The organism is Microcoleus sp. MOSTC5 (assembly GCF_036701825.1).
GTDB lineage: Bacteria > Cyanobacteriota > Cyanobacteriia > Cyanobacteriales > Microcoleaceae > Microcoleus > Microcoleus asticus.
The window spans coordinates 39791-56107 of the sequence record NZ_JAUBRK010000028.1; the positions used below are offsets into that span (position 1 = coordinate 39791).

Annotated in this window: 13 protein-coding genes and 1 pseudogene; 12 read left to right on the plus strand and 2 right to left on the minus strand. The window is 47.1% G+C overall.

Annotated features, from left to right (window positions below; genetic code table 11):
- Positions 1-148 precede the first annotated feature (148 nt).
- Both QUA54_RS17030 and QUA54_RS17035 read right to left on the minus strand, forming a co-directional pair.
- On the minus strand, positions 149-547 hold the full coding sequence (locus QUA54_RS17030; RefSeq protein WP_333106950.1) for a DUF4112 domain-containing protein: 399 nt from the start codon (positions 545-547) through the stop codon (positions 149-151).
- A 71-nt stretch (positions 548-618) separates the two neighbouring features.
- Positions 619-957: a helix-turn-helix domain-containing protein gene (locus QUA54_RS17035; RefSeq protein ID WP_333415553.1), complete on the minus strand. Its 339-nt coding sequence runs from the start codon at positions 955-957 to the stop codon at positions 619-621.
- Between the two features lie 116 nt (positions 958-1073).
- On the opposite strand from QUA54_RS17035, the gene QUA54_RS17040 reads away from it, so the two are divergent.
- The 12 genes and pseudogenes from QUA54_RS17040 (at position 1074) to QUA54_RS17095 (ending at position 16253) form a co-directional block, all read left to right on the plus strand.
- Positions 1074-1772: a pirin family protein gene (locus QUA54_RS17040; RefSeq protein WP_333415554.1), complete on the plus strand. Its 699-nt coding sequence runs from the start codon at positions 1074-1076 to the stop codon at positions 1770-1772.
- A gap of 225 nt (positions 1773-1997) precedes the next feature.
- Positions 1998-2204, plus strand: a complete 207-nt coding sequence (locus QUA54_RS17045) for a hypothetical protein (RefSeq protein WP_172187881.1) — start codon at positions 1998-2000, stop codon at positions 2202-2204.
- Between the two features lie 439 nt (positions 2205-2643).
- Positions 2644-4287, plus strand: a complete 1644-nt coding sequence (locus QUA54_RS17050) for a WD40 domain-containing protein (RefSeq protein WP_333415555.1) — start codon at positions 2644-2646, stop codon at positions 4285-4287.
- A gap of 392 nt (positions 4288-4679) precedes the next feature.
- Positions 4680-5756, plus strand: a pseudogene (locus QUA54_RS17055) (ABC transporter ATP-binding protein); the annotation flags it as partial.
- A 1819-nt stretch (positions 5757-7575) separates the two neighbouring features.
- On the plus strand, positions 7576-8367 hold the full coding sequence (locus QUA54_RS17060; RefSeq protein ID WP_333415556.1) for an ABC transporter permease: 792 nt from the start codon (positions 7576-7578) through the stop codon (positions 8365-8367).
- Positions 8368-8532: 165 nt separating this feature from the next.
- Positions 8533-9435: an Rpn family recombination-promoting nuclease/putative transposase gene (locus QUA54_RS17065; RefSeq protein WP_333415557.1), complete on the plus strand. Its 903-nt coding sequence runs from the start codon at positions 8533-8535 to the stop codon at positions 9433-9435.
- Positions 9436-9479: 44 nt separating this feature from the next.
- Positions 9480-11618 carry a Gldg family protein gene (locus QUA54_RS17070; RefSeq protein ID WP_333415558.1) on the plus strand — a complete coding sequence of 713 codons (2139 nt, stop codon included), beginning with the start codon at positions 9480-9482 and terminating at the stop codon, positions 11616-11618.
- Positions 11619-11751: 133 nt separating this feature from the next.
- Entirely contained in the window at positions 11752-12390 is a 639-nt protein-coding gene (locus QUA54_RS17075) for a DUF4340 domain-containing protein (RefSeq protein WP_333188968.1), read from the plus strand.
- A 255-nt stretch (positions 12391-12645) separates the two neighbouring features.
- Positions 12646-13776 (plus strand): ABC transporter ATP-binding protein, encoded by a 1131-nt coding sequence (locus QUA54_RS17080; RefSeq protein WP_333415559.1) that lies wholly within the window; start codon positions 12646-12648, stop codon positions 13774-13776.
- Positions 13749-13928, plus strand: coding sequence for a hypothetical protein (locus tag QUA54_RS17085; protein WP_333188965.1), 180 nt, complete (start codon positions 13749-13751; stop codon positions 13926-13928). The genes QUA54_RS17080 and QUA54_RS17085 overlap by 28 nt, the downstream gene beginning before the upstream one ends.
- Before the next feature lie 128 nt (positions 13929-14056).
- On the plus strand, positions 14057-15187 hold the full coding sequence (locus tag QUA54_RS17090; protein ID WP_333188963.1) for a spermidine/putrescine ABC transporter substrate-binding protein: 1131 nt from the start codon (positions 14057-14059) through the stop codon (positions 15185-15187).
- A 154-nt stretch (positions 15188-15341) separates the two neighbouring features.
- A complete protein-coding gene (locus tag QUA54_RS17095; RefSeq protein ID WP_333188961.1) occupies positions 15342-16253 on the plus strand; it encodes an ABC transporter permease in 912 nt (303 codons plus the stop codon).
- Positions 16254-16317: the final 64 nt, after the last annotated feature.

Sequence of the window (16317 nt, forward strand, 5' to 3'; positions counted from 1 at the left end):
TGAGATATTGTTGGTTATTTACAATTATTGTTTGTGACACCCGCCCCTACATTTTAAATGCGAAAAATAGGCGCGGGGATTTCTCGTTTGGTGGGGGCGGGTTTGAGAGATTGTTGGTTATTTACAATTATTGTTTGTGGCACCAGCCCTACATTTTAATAGGTTGAGGAATAGGTTCTGCAACTGCGGCTAGTTCTGGTTCAACTGCTTCGAGGTGTGCTTCTAAAAGCGCCAGATTTCTCATGTTTGATTTATAAAAAGCATCGAAGATATCTCCGACTAAAGGTACCGATCCCACAACGGCTTCTAGACCGATATTGTAAATCATTTTGCCTAGAGTCTTTTGGGGGATGTTGAATCGAGTTGCTAAATAAATTAGGTAGGCGGAAAACGCGGTATCTACGATATCCCCAGCACCCGGAACTAAACCGATAATCGGGTCTAAACCAATGCGAAATTTAGTGCCGGGGATGCCAATGGCGGTATCCATCAGGCGGCTGAGTTTGCGGATGCGGTTGAGGGTGGCGAGACGCTCTATGTTGTTCATATTATTATTGTTGAACTAGGTTGAAAATTTGAAATCTGTCGGAAGACGGAAAAAAACCATCTAGAAACCGCTCATTTTCCATCTTCGCTAATATGGTGAATTCCCCATTCGTGCATGGCATTAATAATCGGTTTGAGACTTTCGCCCAAAGGCGTTAGCGAATATTCAACTTTTGGCGGCACTTGCAGGTAAATTTCCCGGTGCACAATCGCGTCTGATTCCATTTCCCGCAGTTGCTGCGTCAGCATCTTCTGAGTAATGCCGTTGACTGCTCGTTGCAGCTCGTTAAAACGCTTCACTCCTTCAAACAACTCCCGCAGAATCAAGACCTTCCAGCGCCCGCCAATCACGTCTAGAGTGCGTTCTACAGGGCAACTTGCTCGATCGAGGTTTACTTCTTGGACTTGCATAGTATCTTTTTGGTAACTACGGCACTTTTAAGTGCGTACTATCCATAATAGCTTGACTCGGTTTAAAATAAAAACATCAAAGAAACACCGGATAAATTTCACTGAGGATTCAGAAAATGATTACCGTCAGAAAAAGTGAAGCAAGAGGACACGCTAATCACGGTTGGCTGGACAGTTACCACACATTTTCTTTTGCCGGCTATTACGATCCAAATTATATGAATTTTCGCTCTTTGCGGGTAATTAATGAGGATTTCGTTAGCCCCGGCAGAGGTTTCGGCACTCACGGACACAGCGACATGGAAATCATTACTTATGTATTAGAAGGAGCATTAGAACACAAGGATAGTTTGGGTACCGGTGCAGTAATTAAACCCGGTGAAGTGCAGCGGATGAGTGCAGGTACGGGTATCCAGCACAGCGAGTTCAATAACTCGAAGACAGACCCGGTTCATTTGCTGCAAATCTGGCTTTTACCCGATGAAAAAGGCTTGCAGCCGAGTTACGAACAGCGGGAGTTTCCAGTGGAAGAAAGGCGGGGAAAACTGCGGTTAGTGGCGGCGCGAGATGCCAGAGATGGTGCTGTGAAAGTGCATCAAGATGTTGATTTGTATGCGGCTGTTTTGGATAAAAACTCGCAGGTTTCTCATGCTTTTCAGCCAAATCGCCACGCTTGGGTGCAAGTGGCTCGCGGCTCAGTTGTGATCAACGGTTTGCCTTTGAAAAATGGCGACGCTGCGGCGGTTAGCGGCGAGTCTGAATTGGCGATTGAAGCTACGGAAGATGCTGAATTTTTGCTGTTTGATTTGGCATAGAATTGCACACCCAATATAGTTATAAGGTTTGCAATGCGCACCCTACTTAGTATGGCTAGTGATGGGTAAGGTGCGCCTTGCCCACCCTACTTAGTGATGGATAATGTGCGCATTGCGCACCTTACTTAGGGTGGGTTACTACTTAGGAAATAAGTAAATAGGAGGAAGACAGTAAATTTTATTTGTGGTATTTTTGCTAAGGTTAAGTGTTTAGGATAAATTGTTATGCAAGAAAACCCGATCGCCAGGAAGCATCTTATTGGGAGCCTCATCACTGGTTTAGCAGTTGGCGCGATCGCGGGCGCACCTATCGGCTGGATGGCTAATGGGTATTATTCCGAGCAGCGTTTGGCTCAAATTCTGATTTGCCGAGAAAAGAATAGAGATCAGCCAGTTGCGATTGTTGAGGCTAGGTGCGGTTCCCGATTCTAAATTTTTCTGCTAGCCAGAGGGCTGTGTCACATATTGTGAGGCTTGTGCGAATGTCGAAAGTTCGATCGTCGCGCAGGCGTTTTGGCGTTGTTAACCGTCAATCGATTTTAGATTTGAGATTTTAGATTTGAGATTTTAGATTTTAGAATTGACAAGGCCCAAAAACGGATACGCTGCCACGTACTTAAGTCGTGGAAAGATAAAAATTTTAGACCCTAGTTCAAGCTCCCAGATTTATCTGTGGGGTAAATCTAAAATCTCAAATCTAAAATCGACTGACCCCACGGATAAATTCGGGGGCTCCTTTATCGGATACAGGTTTTTTATTTCTGGACGGATGAATCCGGGCGCTTGTATCCTGGATGCTTTCGGTCAATATGCCACAAACCGGAAAAGTTATCCGTCAGTTGATATATGGGTATGTTAAATTTACACAATAATGAATTACAGCAGAACAATTCCGGCTATTTTGAGTGCTACGATCGCTCTGAGTTCGATCGCCCTCATCCCAATCACATCACCTCAAATTGCCCTCGCATTAACCGCCGACAAAGTTAAAACCGTTGCCCAACAAATTACGGTTCGCATCCAGGGGCCAAAAGGCGGTTCGGGAGTAATTTTAGAGAAGCAGGGCAGCACATACTATATTCTCACAAATTGGCACGTTGTCGATAAAGCCGGCGATTACGAGGTCGTAACTCCCGACGGCAAAGCTCACTCTGTATCATACAGCCTCGTGCGGCGAGTGCCGGGGATGGATTTAGCCGTCGTACCCTTCAGCAGCACTCAAAGCTACCCCCTGGCTCAATTAGCCAATTCCGCAGCAACTAAGGGAAACAAGGCTTATGTGGCGGGCTGGCCGATATCCGGCGGTTCCCTGAGACAGCCGATTTTCATCGCCACGGAAGGTCAGCTTACGGGCCGCCAAACTCCCTGGAACGGCTATACTTTGGTCTACAACAACTTAGTGAGAGCGGGCATGAGTGGGGGGCCGGTGCTCGACGATGCGGGGCGAGTTGTCGCAATTAACGGCATTGTCAGGTTAGAGGACAACTCGGATAAAATCGTGGCTGCGGGAATAGAAATCAATACTTTCATGAAATGGCGATCGACTGTTTCGCTGCCAGTAGTTCCCCAATCTCCTACTGCCGGAAATCCGAAAACTCCGGCGAATAATGCGCCCCGCCGGCCCGCAAGTGCGATCGCCTTTGCTGCTACAAATACCCTCAAAGGGCCTTCCGAAGTTGTCAGTTCCCTTGCCCTAGCTTCAACTTATTTTACTACAGGAAATAGCAACGGCACTATCTCAGTTTGGAATTTTCCCAGCGGGCAATTAAAAACTACCCTGCAAGGACACACGGAAGCCGTAAATGCACTGGCTGCGAGTGCGGATGGTAAGGTATTAGCTAGCGGCAGCGACGACAAAACGGTGAAAATTTGGAATTTAGAAACTGGTGCGGTTGTACGCACTTTGAGCGGGCATTCCAATGCAGTTTCGAGCGTTGCCGTTAGTCCCGACGGTCAATTTGTAGCCAGCGGCAGTTGGGACAAAACGATTAAGATTTGGAACCCGAAAACAGGAGAGTTGCTGCGGACTTTGACCGGGCATTCTGGCTTGGTGAATACTGTGGCAATTAGTCCCGACAACAAAACTTTAGCTAGCGGCAGCAAAGACGGTTCAATTAGGTTCTGGAATTTAGCTAGCGGTCAAGCAATTCGCACGATTGGCGGCAAAAACTTGGCTGTTTTGTCGCTAGCTTTTACTCCGGACGGCAAAAGTTTAGCGGCGGGAAACAGCAACGGCACTGTTGGGTTGTGGAATGCCGGAAACGGGCAGTTAATTCGGCGTTTAAGCGGGCATACCGACGGAGTTTGGTCGGTGGCATTCAGTCGGGATGGCACTACGCTGGTTACTGGGAGTTGGGATAAGAGTGTGAGACTTTGGGATGTGCGATCGGGCGAATTGAGAGGTAATTTGAGCGGTCATGCTGGCTACGTTAGCGCTGTGGCGATTAGCAGTGACGGTAAGACTATTGTTAGTGCCGGTTGGTTGGGGGAAATCAAGATTTGGAAAAGGAGTTGAGATTTTTTTGAACGAACCGCGAAGGCGCGTTACGCGGAGGGGCGCGTAAGCGCTACTCAACCTAGAAACAGCCCCGCCTCTGTAGCGAAGCCAGCTACTTGAGGGTTGGGGTAGGCACGGACTCTACTGGTAGGGTGCGTCAGTTCGTAGCGATTCGATGCACATGGGCTCATCATTTCCGGGTTCCGCACCCTACTACGTAGCATTTTGCTTCAAAGTACGATCGACACTTATGATAGATTTGGTTCTTGCCAGACTACACTAGAAGACAAAATCAAATTAGCATTTGCGCCATAAATTCGATCGACCCGCTGTGCTGGCGGGACTCTGCACTTGGCGGAGTCAATCTAAAATCTAAAATCTAAAATCTAAAATCGCGTGACTTCTGACAAATGATTGAAGTAGAACACTTAAGCAAAACTTACGGTTCGACCGCAGCGATCGCGGACGTGTCTTTTTCGGTCGAATCAGGAGAAATTCTCGGGTTTTTGGGGCCAAACGGCGCTGGCAAAACCACAACCATGCGGATTTTGTCGGGATATTTGCCGGCATCCAGCGGTACGGCCCGCATCGCCGGCCTCGACGTTCACGAAAACTCGATGGCAGTCAGACAGCGCATCGGCTATCTGCCGGAAAACCCGCCGCTTTATCCAGAAATGACTGTTGAAGGGTTTCTGTTTTTTGTGGCCAGGATTAAGCAAGTACCTGCGGGCGATCGCGCGCGACGAGTTACCTCCGCGATCGAACGCTGCGGCCTGGTTGATAAACGCAAAGTTTTAATCCGCAAGCTTTCTAAAGGATTTCGGCAGCGCGTCGGTATCGCCCAGGCGATCGTCCACGACCCCCCGGTCATTATCTTAGACGAACCAACCGTCGGCCTCGACCCCCGACAAATCATCGAAGTCCGCAATTTAATCAAAAGCCTTGGCGGCCAGCACACAATCATCCTTTCCACGCACATTCTCCCGGAAGTCAGCATGACTTGCAACCGCGTCACCATCATCAATCGCGGTAAAATCGTCGCTGCGGGTACTCCCGAAAATTTGATGGGAGAGTTGGCCGCCGGAGAGGGTTACGAGCTCGAAGTTGAAGGCGAGGCTGATTTGGTAAACAGTCTGCTGTTGCCGTCTTTGGAAAATGTGCCGGGAGTTCGATCGGTCGAATTAATTCCAAGCCAGCAATTTTTAGCAAGTCGTTACCGCCTGCGGGCCTTGTGCGAATCGGACATAGAACCCGGACGAGAAATTGCCGCAGCTATTATCACCTCGGGATTCGGACTTTGCGAAATGCGCCGCAATCGGGCTAGTTTGGAAGATGTGTTTTTAAGGCTGACAGCGGCTGAAAAGAAACCGGAAGAAAATCTGGTTCACAGCGAACCAGAGGTCGATCGAAATCTGCAACAAGCGGCAGAAACTCAAGACTCGATCGCGGATTCTCATCAATCGGAATCGCAACCGATTGTCGAAAATCTGATAGTTTCAGATATGCAAGAGTCGATCGAGCATCCTCAACCAGAATCTGAACCAGTTGTAGAAACTCTAGAGTCGATCGAGCATTCTCAACCAGAACCGATTGTCGAAAATCTAGAAGTTTCAGAAACCGTCGAGTCGATCGAGCATCCTCAACCAGCATCGGAACCAGTTGTAGAAACAGTAGAGTTGATCGAGCATCCTCAACCAGAACCGATTGTCGAAAATCTGCAAGTTGTTTCAGAAACAGTCGAGTCGATCGAGCCTCATCAACCAGAACCGATTGTCGAAAATCTGCAAGTTGTTTCAGAAACCGTCGAGTCGATCGAGCATCCTCAACCAGAACCGATTGTCGAAAATCTAGAAGTTTCAGAAACGGTAGAGTCGATCGAGCATCCTCAACCAGAAACGATTGTCGAAAATCTAGAAGTTTCAGAAACTGTCGAGTCGATCGAGCATCATCAACCAGAATCCGAACCAATTGCAGAAACAGAGGAAATAAGCGATTTAGAACCAGAAATGCAACCAGTGGCAGATTTTCTGGAAACTGTAGAAAGACAAGCATTGATCGAGAATCCTCAACCAGAACCGATAGTCGAAAATCTGCTGATTGTTGAAAGGCAAGAGTTGAGCCAACCTTCTCAACCAGAACCGGTTGTCGAAACCGTCGAGTCGATCGAGCCTCATCAACCAGAACCGGTTGTCGAAACCGTCGAGTCGATCGAGCCTCATCAACCAGAACCGATTGTCGAAAATCTAGAAGTTTCAGAAACCGTAAAGTCGAGCCAACCTTCTCAACCAGAACCTGTTGTCGAAAATTTGCTCATTGTTGAAACGGTAGAGTTGAGCCAACCTTCTCAACCAGAACCGGTTGTCGAAAATCTACTCATTGTTGAAATACCAGAGTCGAGCCAACCTTCTCAACCAGAAGCCGTTGTAGAAAATCTACTCATTGTTGAAACACCAGAGTCGAGCCAACCTTTTCAACCAGAACCTGTTGTCGAAAATCTGCTGATTGTCGAAACACCAGAGTCGAGCCAACCTTCTCAACCAGAACCGGTTGTCGAAAATCTGCTGATTGTTGAAACGGTAGAGTTGAGCCAACCTTCTCAACCAGAACAGGTTGTCGAAAATCTGCTGATTGTTGAAACGGTAGAGTTGAGCCAACCTTCTCAACCAGAACAGGTTGTCGAAAATCTGCTGATTGTTGAAACACCAGAGTCGAGCCAACCTTCTCAACCAGAATTCCAACCAGTTGTCGAAACACCAGAGTCGATCGAGCATTCTCAACCAGAAGCCGTTGTCGAAAATCTGCTCATTGTCGAAACACCAGAGTCGATCGAGCATTCTCAACCAGAAGCCGTTGTCGAAAATCTGCTCATTGTCGAAACACCAGATTTTCGACAACCTTTTCAACCAGAACCTGTTGTCGAAAATCTGCTCATTGTTGAAACGGTAGAGTCGAGCCAACCTTCTCAACCAGAACCGGTTGTCGAAAATCTGCTGATTGTCGAAACACCAGAGTCGAGCCAACCTTTTCAACCAGAACCTGTTGTCGAAAATCTGCTGATTGTTGAAACACCAGAGTCGAGCCAACCTTCTCAACCAGAATCCCAACCAGTTGTAAAAAATAGGCAACTTAAAAAAAAGCCACAACCGAGTAGCGATTCTCAACCAGAACAGCCACCTGTTACCAAAAAGCGACAAATAGAAAGAAAGCAACAGAATAGCGACGACAGCGAAACACCACCCGCCGAGGACTCAAAATGAACCAATCACCAAGAGCCAATTACCCATTCCCAATTCCTAAAGGTTAGTAATGATTAGTAATATTATCGCCATTTACCGCAAAGAACTACAAAGCTATTTTGCCTCGCCATTAGCCTATGCCATCGCAGCAGTCTTTTGGCTAATCACCGGCTACTTTTTAATAGCTATCCTCCTCGCCCCCGACGGGTTAATCCCCCAAATCGGCCAGCGAGACCAAATGGGAATTACCGAACCTCCCATCGATGTAGCCTACGAATTCCTGCAACTTTTCCTGCGAATAATGGGTTCCCTTTCACTGTTCGTACTACCCGCACTCTCAATGGGACTTTACGCAGAAGAACGCAAACGCGGAACCTTAGAACTATTAGCCACATCGCCCTTAACAAACTGGGCAGTTGCTACTGGCAAACTCCTCGGTGTTTTAACATTTTATACCACCATGTTGGTGCCCTTACTGTTCTGCGAGGCGATCGCCCTCAGTTCCTCAACCCCACCCGTACCCCCCGCAGTTCTCCTGCTAGGACACGGCGGCTTAATATTACTAGCAGCAGGAGTATTGTCCCTCGGAATGTTTATTTCCTCCCTCACAGACAGCACAATTTTATCAGCCATCCTCACCTTCGCTCTAGTATTATTTCTGTGGGTGATCGATGCAGCCGCCGTCGCTATCGGTGGCCCCTTCGGAACAGCATTAGGACATTTGTCGCTCTTAACACATTATACCAATCTTGTCAAGGGAGTTTTTGATACCAGCAGTTTAATTATGTTTGCCAGTTACATCATTTTAGGAGTATTTCTGACCGCCCAATCCATCGATGCTTTGCGATATCAGCGTTCTTAAAAACATCAGGGAAGAGTTCGGGTAATCAAGAGGGGAGAGTGGGAAAGTCGGAGAGTCGGAGAGTCGGAGATTAAAGGAGAGGCCAACAATTCCCCATTCCCAATTCCCAATTTCCAATTCCCCATTCCCAATTAATGTTAATTATTCCACTAATTTGTTGAAATAATGAGATTTATCAATCCAAAAATCGACTTTGCGTTCAAAAAAATATTCGGTTCCAGCGACAGCAAAGACATCCTGATTAATTTTTTGAACGCCATTCTTTATGAAGCACAACCAGTCATCGAAGACCTAGAAATAATCAACTCCCAACCAGAACCTCAAACTCTCGCAACCCAAGACACACACCTAGATGTCAAAGCCACAATTAACGGCGGCAGAATCGCCCTAGTTGAAATTCAACTGATCAACGTGCCTTTCTTCGGGAACAGAGTGTTGTACAACGCGGCCAAAAGCTACAGCCAGCAATTAACAGGAAAAGAACGCTACGAAAGACTAAAAACTGTAATTTCATTAAAAATTTCCGACTTTGAAATGTTTGAAAATCAACCCGAATTTATGTCGCGGTTTGTTTTTCAAGAAAAAGAGCAACAGTTTGATTGTCCAGATACTGAAATAGAATTAGTATTTATCGAACTGCCAAAATTTAGCAAGGAATTAGCAGAATTAGAAACAACCGCCGACAAATGGATTTACTTTCTCAATAACACGAGCAATCTGGAGACTGTACCAGAAACACTGAGTGCAGTTCCCGAACTTCAGAAAGCTTTGATAATTGCTAACGAGGACAACTTCACTCAGCAAGAATTAAATGAATTGCAGAAGCAAGAAGTGTGGATTCAAGACCAGCAGATTGCCATAGATTTAGCAAGAGAACAGGAGACAAAAAGCGCTCAACTCTCGTTAATATTGCGTCAGCTAGTGCGGCGCTTAGGCACAATACAACCGGAAACAGAAAACTGCATCCGTCAATTAGGCATAGAGGAATTAGAAGCACTAGGAGATGCCGCAATCGATTTCAACCATCCGTCAGATTTAACAGCATGGTTGCAGACTAATGCGATCTAGAATAACATCCTCAAACCGGAATTTTCTCACTCAATATTTAGATTATGAAAATTAGCAAAAAAAATTGGAAATACGTTTTTTTGCTGGGCCCCCTCCTCATCGCAGCGGGGGTAACAGCAGCACTTGTATCTGGAGTATGGGAACCCCTGACAGTCGGTTTAGTTATTGCCGGAGCAGTGACGATCGCACTTTGGCTGCTATATTTGAGTTACGAACAAAGCTTTTGGGGACAGCGTTCCACGCAAGCCAGCACCAACGCCCTAGTTGCTACTCTCGCCGTATTTGTAATTCTCGGAGTAATTAACTTTATAGCCGTTCGCTATCCCGTCCGCATCGACTTAACCGAAAGCCAACAATTTACCCTCGCCCCGCAGACTCAACAAATACTGCGAAACCTGCAACAAACAGTCAAAGTTTGGGTGTTTGACCCCACCCAAAATCCCCAAATTAAAGAACTGCTGCAAAGCTACAAACGCGAGGGAGGGGAAAAGTTCCAATTTGAATTTGTTGACCCGCTAGCCCAACCCGGAAAAGCGCGAGAATTTAGCATTACCAGCATCGGAGAAGTTTACCTGCAATCAGGGGACAAAAAACAAGTTCTGCAAAAAGGTGGCACTGCTTTTGGTAGCGACCCCAATCAAGGTCTTTCAGAAATCAAACTGACCAATGGCTTAGAAGAAATCCTGAGCACTCGCGTTGCGACAGTTTACTTTTTGCAAGGCAAAGGAGCCCGCCCGCTAAAGGAAGGTCAAGGCGGAATTCAGCAAGCTGAAAAAGCTCTGAAAGATAAATACTACAACGCCCAAACGCTGAATTTGACCGAACGCAAAGAAGTGCCAGAAGATGCAGATGCTTTAATCGTTCCTGGCCAGGACAAACCGTTTTCCGATACAGAAATTAAAGCACTAAAAGCTTATCTCGATCGCGGCGGCAGTTTATTGTTAATGGTAGACCCGGCAATTGATACGGGATTGGACAAACTGCTGCAAGAATGGGGGGTCAAACTAGACACCCGTTTGGCCATCGATGCTTCGGGTTCTGGTCAAAGATTTGGCCTCGGCCCTACGGTTCCCACAGTCAGGCGCTACGGCGAACATCCTATTACTCAAAGTTTTGGCACAGGCATTTCATTTTATCCGTTTGCGCGTGCTTTGGAAACGTCGCCCGTAGAAGGGATAGAGGAAAAACCTCTGATTTGGACGAGTCAAGAAAGTTGGGCGGAAAGCGATTTGACGACGAGGAAATTGGAGTTCGATCAAAAGACCGATCGACAAGGCCCGCTATTATTAGGGGTAGCTTTAGTTCGATCGTCCACTGACAGCACTCAGTTAAAGCCTTCACCTTCACCAACACCGGTAACGCCTTCACCCCAAGCATCGCCGACAACATCGCCATCACCGACAACTTCACCGACAACATCGCCATCACCGACAACATCGCCATCACCGACAACTTCACCGACAACATCGCCATCACCGACAACTTCGCCATCGCCGACAACTTCGCCATCACCGACAACTTCGCCATCACCGACAACATCGCCATCACCGACAACATCGCCATCGCCGACAACATCACCATCACCGACAACATCGCCATCGCCGACAACATCACCATCACCGACAACATCGCCATCGCCGACAACATCGCCATCGCCGACAACTTCACCAACAGCTTCCCCAATCAGCTATTCGGTGATTGTCTCGCAAGAAGCTACGCCTCCAGCATTACCGACGACTTCGCCAACACCGGCAGCATCTCCCACAGAATCTCCCACAGAATATCCGGAAAGTTCGCCAACACCCACAGCATCTCCCACAGCATCTCCCACACCGACACCAGAAACATCTCCCACAGCATCTCCCGCAGCATCTCCCAGTCCAACAGCTACTCCTTCTACGCCTTCAGCTTCTGGAAAAACATCGCGAATGGTAGTAATTGGCACATCTCAATTTGTGACTAACGGTTGGTTTGACCAACAACTCAATAGCGACGTGTTTCTCAATTCAGTCAGTTGGTTGAGTAAACCAGACCAGCAAAGCTTTTCTATCAGTCCGAAAAAAGCTACCAACCGCCGCATTAACATGACGGCTATTCAAGTAGGATTGCTGGTTTTAGCTTGGCTAGTTTGGCCTTTACTCGGACTGGGAATTGGCGGCGCTATCTGGTGGAAGAGAAGATAAGTTAGTTGACTGTTGACTGTTGACTGTTGTCAGTTGACAGTTGATTGTTGTCAGTTGACTGTTGTCAGTTGTTATTAATAACAGACTCCCCAATGCCCAATGCCTAATCCCCAATGCCCAATTCTCAGTTATTATGAAATTGCAGAAAAATACATTAGTATTGATAGCCGTCGCGTTGAGCATGACTGGGTTGGTTGCTTTGTTCGAGATGCAAGTGTCTCCGAAACAGGAAGCCGCGAAGGAAGAAAAACAGAAAATTTTTGCTTTCAAGTCCGATCGCGTACAATTCTTTACAGTCAAAACTCCGGAAAATATATTGACTTTTGAGCGAGTTTATGCAACAAAAGGAGGCAAGTCTAGCTGGGAAATGAAATTGCCAGTGCAAGCACACGCAAGTCAAGCATCGGTGGATTTTTTGCTAGACAGGCTAGCAACAGGAAAGAGCGATCGCACGATTAATATTAGTGCTGCTCAACTGCCAGAATTCGGTCTCGACCAACCCCAAGCTACAGTCACAGTAAAACTGGACAACCAGGAAACTCACCGCCTAGTTTTAGGCAAAACAGACTTTAGCGGCCGCTTCTTGTACGCTCAAGCCAATCCGCCGGAAGCGCCCCCTCAAAATTCCGCCCAAAATTTGCCCGTGCTGCTAGTGCCTTTTGACTTTAAAAATGCCGTCCAGCGACCTTTGTCAGAGTGGAAAAAAGCAGAAGTACCTAAAACAGACAAACCGCAAAAACCATCTCCCACCCCAAGTCCTGAGAATAAATAGATGGCAGGTCTATCTGAGATGTTGCACATTCTCAATAAGCCTTTTATGAACGGGCAAGATGCCTGTAAAGCGAAGAATGAATTTTCTTGTGGAACAGACCAGAAAGCCTGTTGCTGACAATGGTGCGCTCTGGGATAGAATTTAAAGAACAAATCCCAAAACCTGTTACATCCAACATTCCTCACCTAAAATACAGAAAAGTCTTAACTTAAACTGTATTTAAGTAGCGTGCATTACCCCCAGGAAAGGGCGAATATGTTTCAGACAGCACTCAACAAAGGTACGACAGCAACGGATACAGCGCTTGACGTTGAACTCCGCAAGGTCTTTAAGGTATTTAACGGCGAAACCGCAGTCCGCGGAGTAGACTTCAACATCCGCCAAGGAGAATTTTTTAGCATTCTCGGGCCTAGCGGCTGCGGCAAGACTACGACGCTGCGGTTAATCGCTGGGTTCGAGACTCCCTCGGCGGGCGAATTAATGATTCGCGGCCAGTCGATGACCAACACTCCAGCTTACCGCCGTCCGGTAAATACTGTGTTTCAAAGCTACGCTTTGTTCGGACACATGAATGTCTGGGACAATATCGCTTTTGGATTGCGGATAAAAAAGCTGGGGAAAGCGGAAATTGAAGAACGGGTACGGGAAGTTTTGGCATTGGTGAAAATGGAATCTTTCGCCAACAGGTTTCCCGGTCAAATGTCGGGCGGCCAGCAGCAGCGGGTGGCTTTGGCGAGAGCTCTGGTAAATCGACCGGCGGTTCTGCTGCTGGACGAACCTCTGGGTGCTCTGGATTTGAAGTTGCGGAAGCAGATGCAGTTGGAACTGTCGAATTTGCATCAAGAACTCGGTTTGACTTTTGTGATGGTGACTCACGACCAAGAAGAGGCGATGAGTCTGTCTGACCGGATTGCGGTGATGCACGAGGGGAGGATCGAGCAAATTGGCTCTCCAGAAGAAATTTATGAGTGTCCGCAGACGGCTTTTGTGGCGGATTTTATTGGCGATACGAATTTGTTTGCGGGTACGGTAGAATCGATCGACCGATCGACTCTCACAGTTCGCACATCAGCCAATCTGAAAATAACCGTTCAGCAGTCGGATATGTGGAATGGTGTCACAGGCGACTCTGTTGTGGTCAGCGTTCGGCCGGAAAAAGTATATTTGAATCTCTACCAGCCGGAAGTGTCGGTCAACTGTTTTGAAGGGCGGCTCAAAAATACTATGTACATGGGCACGCACGTTCATTACGTGGTTGAGTTGGCGTCGGGCGATAAAATTACCGTGCGCCAGCCAAATACCGGCGGCTCTTTCCCAGATCCGCACACGCCGATTTATGCTTACTGGGGAACTACTGATTGTCTCGCTTTGACCGATCGAGCATAATTACGAAAGAAGTTCGCCAACGAACACGCGATCGAGATTTAACGGATGTCACGGAGGTCGGGAAGTTCGGCAACGAACAGTGTACGGGATTTAACCGATTTAACAGATGGATGTTGCAGGGAAGTTCGGCAACGAACAGTGTAGGGATTTAACGGATTTAATCGAATTTCCCAATCCCTAATTCCCCAATCTAAAATCTAAAATCTAAAATCTAAAATCGAATTTCCCAATCCCCAATTCCCCAATCTAAAATCTAAAATCTAAAATCTAAAATCGAACTGTGCCTCCGACTAACTTACCAATTTCCAGGATTTTTCCGGCTAATTCTACACGCCGTCAGTTCCTAAAAAATTCGGCGGCGACAATTTCCGGGTTAGCTGTTTCTAGTTGCGGCTGGCGACTTGCAGACGTACAATCTGCTCCTCCCGTCAAAGGTTCTGCCGACCAACTTTTCATCTATACTTGGGCAGGCTATACCGATAACGCTTTGCTCGATCGCTTTGCCCAAAAAACCGGCATTCGCGTAGTGGCCGACGTGTTTAGTTCCAACGAAGAGATGCTGGCGAGAGTTCAAGCCGGTGGCGCCCGCGCCTACAGCATCATTTACCCGTCTGACTACATGGTGGTTCAAATGACGGAACTCGGGCTGTTGAGCCCATTAGACCACTCGATTTTGGGCGGGCTCGATCGGCTCAAAAAACAGTTCCAAAACCCTGTCTATGACCCAGGAAACCGCTACAGCGTGCCTTTGAGTTGGGGAACCACAGGCTTGATTTACAACACCGAACAACTCAAAGAAGCTCCTGAAGATTGGAACTATTTGTGGGAACACAAAAAGGAGTTAGCAAAGCGAATGACGCTGGCCAGTGATGTCCGAGAAGTCATGGGCGCTGCGTTGCGGATGTTGGGTTATTCTCTGAATTCTACGAACCAAGAGCAAGTGAAAAAAGCTTACGAAAAGTTGGTGGAACTCAAACCGGCGATCGCATCTTTTACTACTGATGCTTGGCGGCCTCAAATGCTGACGGGGGATTTGAAAGTAGCTATGTGTTATTCTTCTGATGCTAATGAAGTAATTTCAGATAACGATAAATTGAAGTATGTCGTCCCCAAAAGCGGTTCTTCTCTGTGGACTGACACTTTAGTAATTCCTAAAGGTTCTCCCAATCCCGAAGCAGCTTATAAATGGATTAACTTTCTGCTGCAAGGCGATGTCGCTGCTTCTTTAGTAGAGCGGCTCAGTTTTTCAACTCCTTCGGAAGATGCTTTTAGTTTGTTGACGCCGGAACTCCGCGAAAATGAGCTTCTTTTCCCTTCGGAAGCTGTTTTGAAAAATTGCGAAGGTGTGGCTCCGGTAGGGAAATTTATGGAAGTGTACGATCGCTATTGGACTCAATTAACCAGCGGCTAATTATCAAACCTAGGGCGGGTTTTACACACAATCTCTGATTCTCACCCAATATTTACATAAACCCGCCCCCGTATAGCCGATCGCCTACTATATCCGTATTATATCCGCGTTAATCCGCGTTCATCAGCGGTTAAAAACTCAAAAAAATTGATTTATGGCTGTTTCAACTAGAACTCCCCCTCCTATTCCTCCCAATTCTCCTTTGAAGGCTGAAACTGTTTCCCCGTGGTCGGCGTGGACAGGCCCGCTGGCATTGCTCGGCCCTTCTGGCTTGTTGCTGCTTTTATTATTAGTCATACCAACTCTGGTGATTTTTCAGCTTAGTTTGGTGCCTAATATTAAGCCGGGAGATTTGGTGAATCCTTCGGGAATCGCCAACTACCTGCGAGTGTTTGAGCCGCTGAATTTGCAGGTGATGGGGCGATCGCTCTTTTTCGCAACGGGGACTACTATTCTGTGTTTGCTGCTGGGATTTCCCGTCGCTTACTGGATCGCCCTCAATGTCTCGAAAAAGTGGCGGAATTTAACTTTGTTAGGCTTTGTATTGCCGCTGTGGACTTCTTCGCTGTTGCGATCGTATGCTTGGATTACAATTCTGCGTCCTACGGGGGTTCTCAACTCGCTGCTGGCACTTGTAGGCATTCCTCCTCTAGAATTGCTCAATCAAAGTTCCGCAGTTTTAATCGGCATGGCTTACAGTTATTTGCCTTATATCGTGACAATTCTCTACGCTTCTTTGGAAAAGTTAGACCGCAGGTTGCTAGAAGCATCTCAGGATTTGGGCGCGAATCCAGTGGAAACTTTCTGGAAAGTGACAGTACCTCAGACGATGCCGGGAATTGCTGCGGGTTCTTTGCTAGTCTTTATTAGCTGTTTGGGCGATTTTGTCGATCCGGAGTTGCTCGGTGGAGCTTCGAGCATGACGGCGGCTCGTTTAATTTACAATCAGTTTTTGGGGGCGACTCAAAATTGGGGGCTGGGTTCGGCTCTGAGTATGGTATTAATCTTTGCAGTGAGTATCGGAATTGCCCTTTTGCTCAAATATGGCGATCGTAATGCAATTTAGGAGGAAGAAGGAAGAAGGAAGAAGGAAGAAGGAAGAAGGAAGAAAACAATCCTAACCTATTACC

What these genes read in the sequence shown, in the direction of transcription:
- QUA54_RS17030 (WP_333106950.1), bottom strand. Translation starts at nt 547, where the DNA reads ATGAACAACATAGAGCGTCTCGCCACCCTCAACCGCATCCGCAAACTC.
- QUA54_RS17035 (WP_333415553.1), bottom strand. Translation starts at nt 957, where the DNA reads ATGCAAGTCCAAGAAGTAAACCTCGATCGAGCAAGTTGCCCTGTAGAA.
- QUA54_RS17040 (WP_333415554.1), top strand. Translation starts at nt 1,074, where the DNA reads ATGATTACCGTCAGAAAAAGTGAAGCAAGAGGACACGCTAATCACGGT.
- QUA54_RS17045 (WP_172187881.1), top strand. Translation starts at nt 1,998, where the DNA reads ATGCAAGAAAACCCGATCGCCAGGAAGCATCTTATTGGGAGCCTCATC.
- QUA54_RS17050 (WP_333415555.1), top strand. Translation starts at nt 2,644, where the DNA reads ATGAATTACAGCAGAACAATTCCGGCTATTTTGAGTGCTACGATCGCT.
- QUA54_RS17060 (WP_333415556.1), top strand. Translation starts at nt 7,576, where the DNA reads ATGATTAGTAATATTATCGCCATTTACCGCAAAGAACTACAAAGCTAT.
- QUA54_RS17065 (WP_333415557.1), top strand. Translation starts at nt 8,533, where the DNA reads ATGAGATTTATCAATCCAAAAATCGACTTTGCGTTCAAAAAAATATTC.
- QUA54_RS17070 (WP_333415558.1), top strand. Translation starts at nt 9,480, where the DNA reads ATGAAAATTAGCAAAAAAAATTGGAAATACGTTTTTTTGCTGGGCCCC.
- QUA54_RS17075 (WP_333188968.1), top strand. Translation starts at nt 11,752, where the DNA reads ATGAAATTGCAGAAAAATACATTAGTATTGATAGCCGTCGCGTTGAGC.
- QUA54_RS17080 (WP_333415559.1), top strand. Translation starts at nt 12,646, where the DNA reads ATGTTTCAGACAGCACTCAACAAAGGTACGACAGCAACGGATACAGCG.
- QUA54_RS17095 (WP_333188961.1), top strand. Translation starts at nt 15,342, where the DNA reads ATGGCTGTTTCAACTAGAACTCCCCCTCCTATTCCTCCCAATTCTCCT.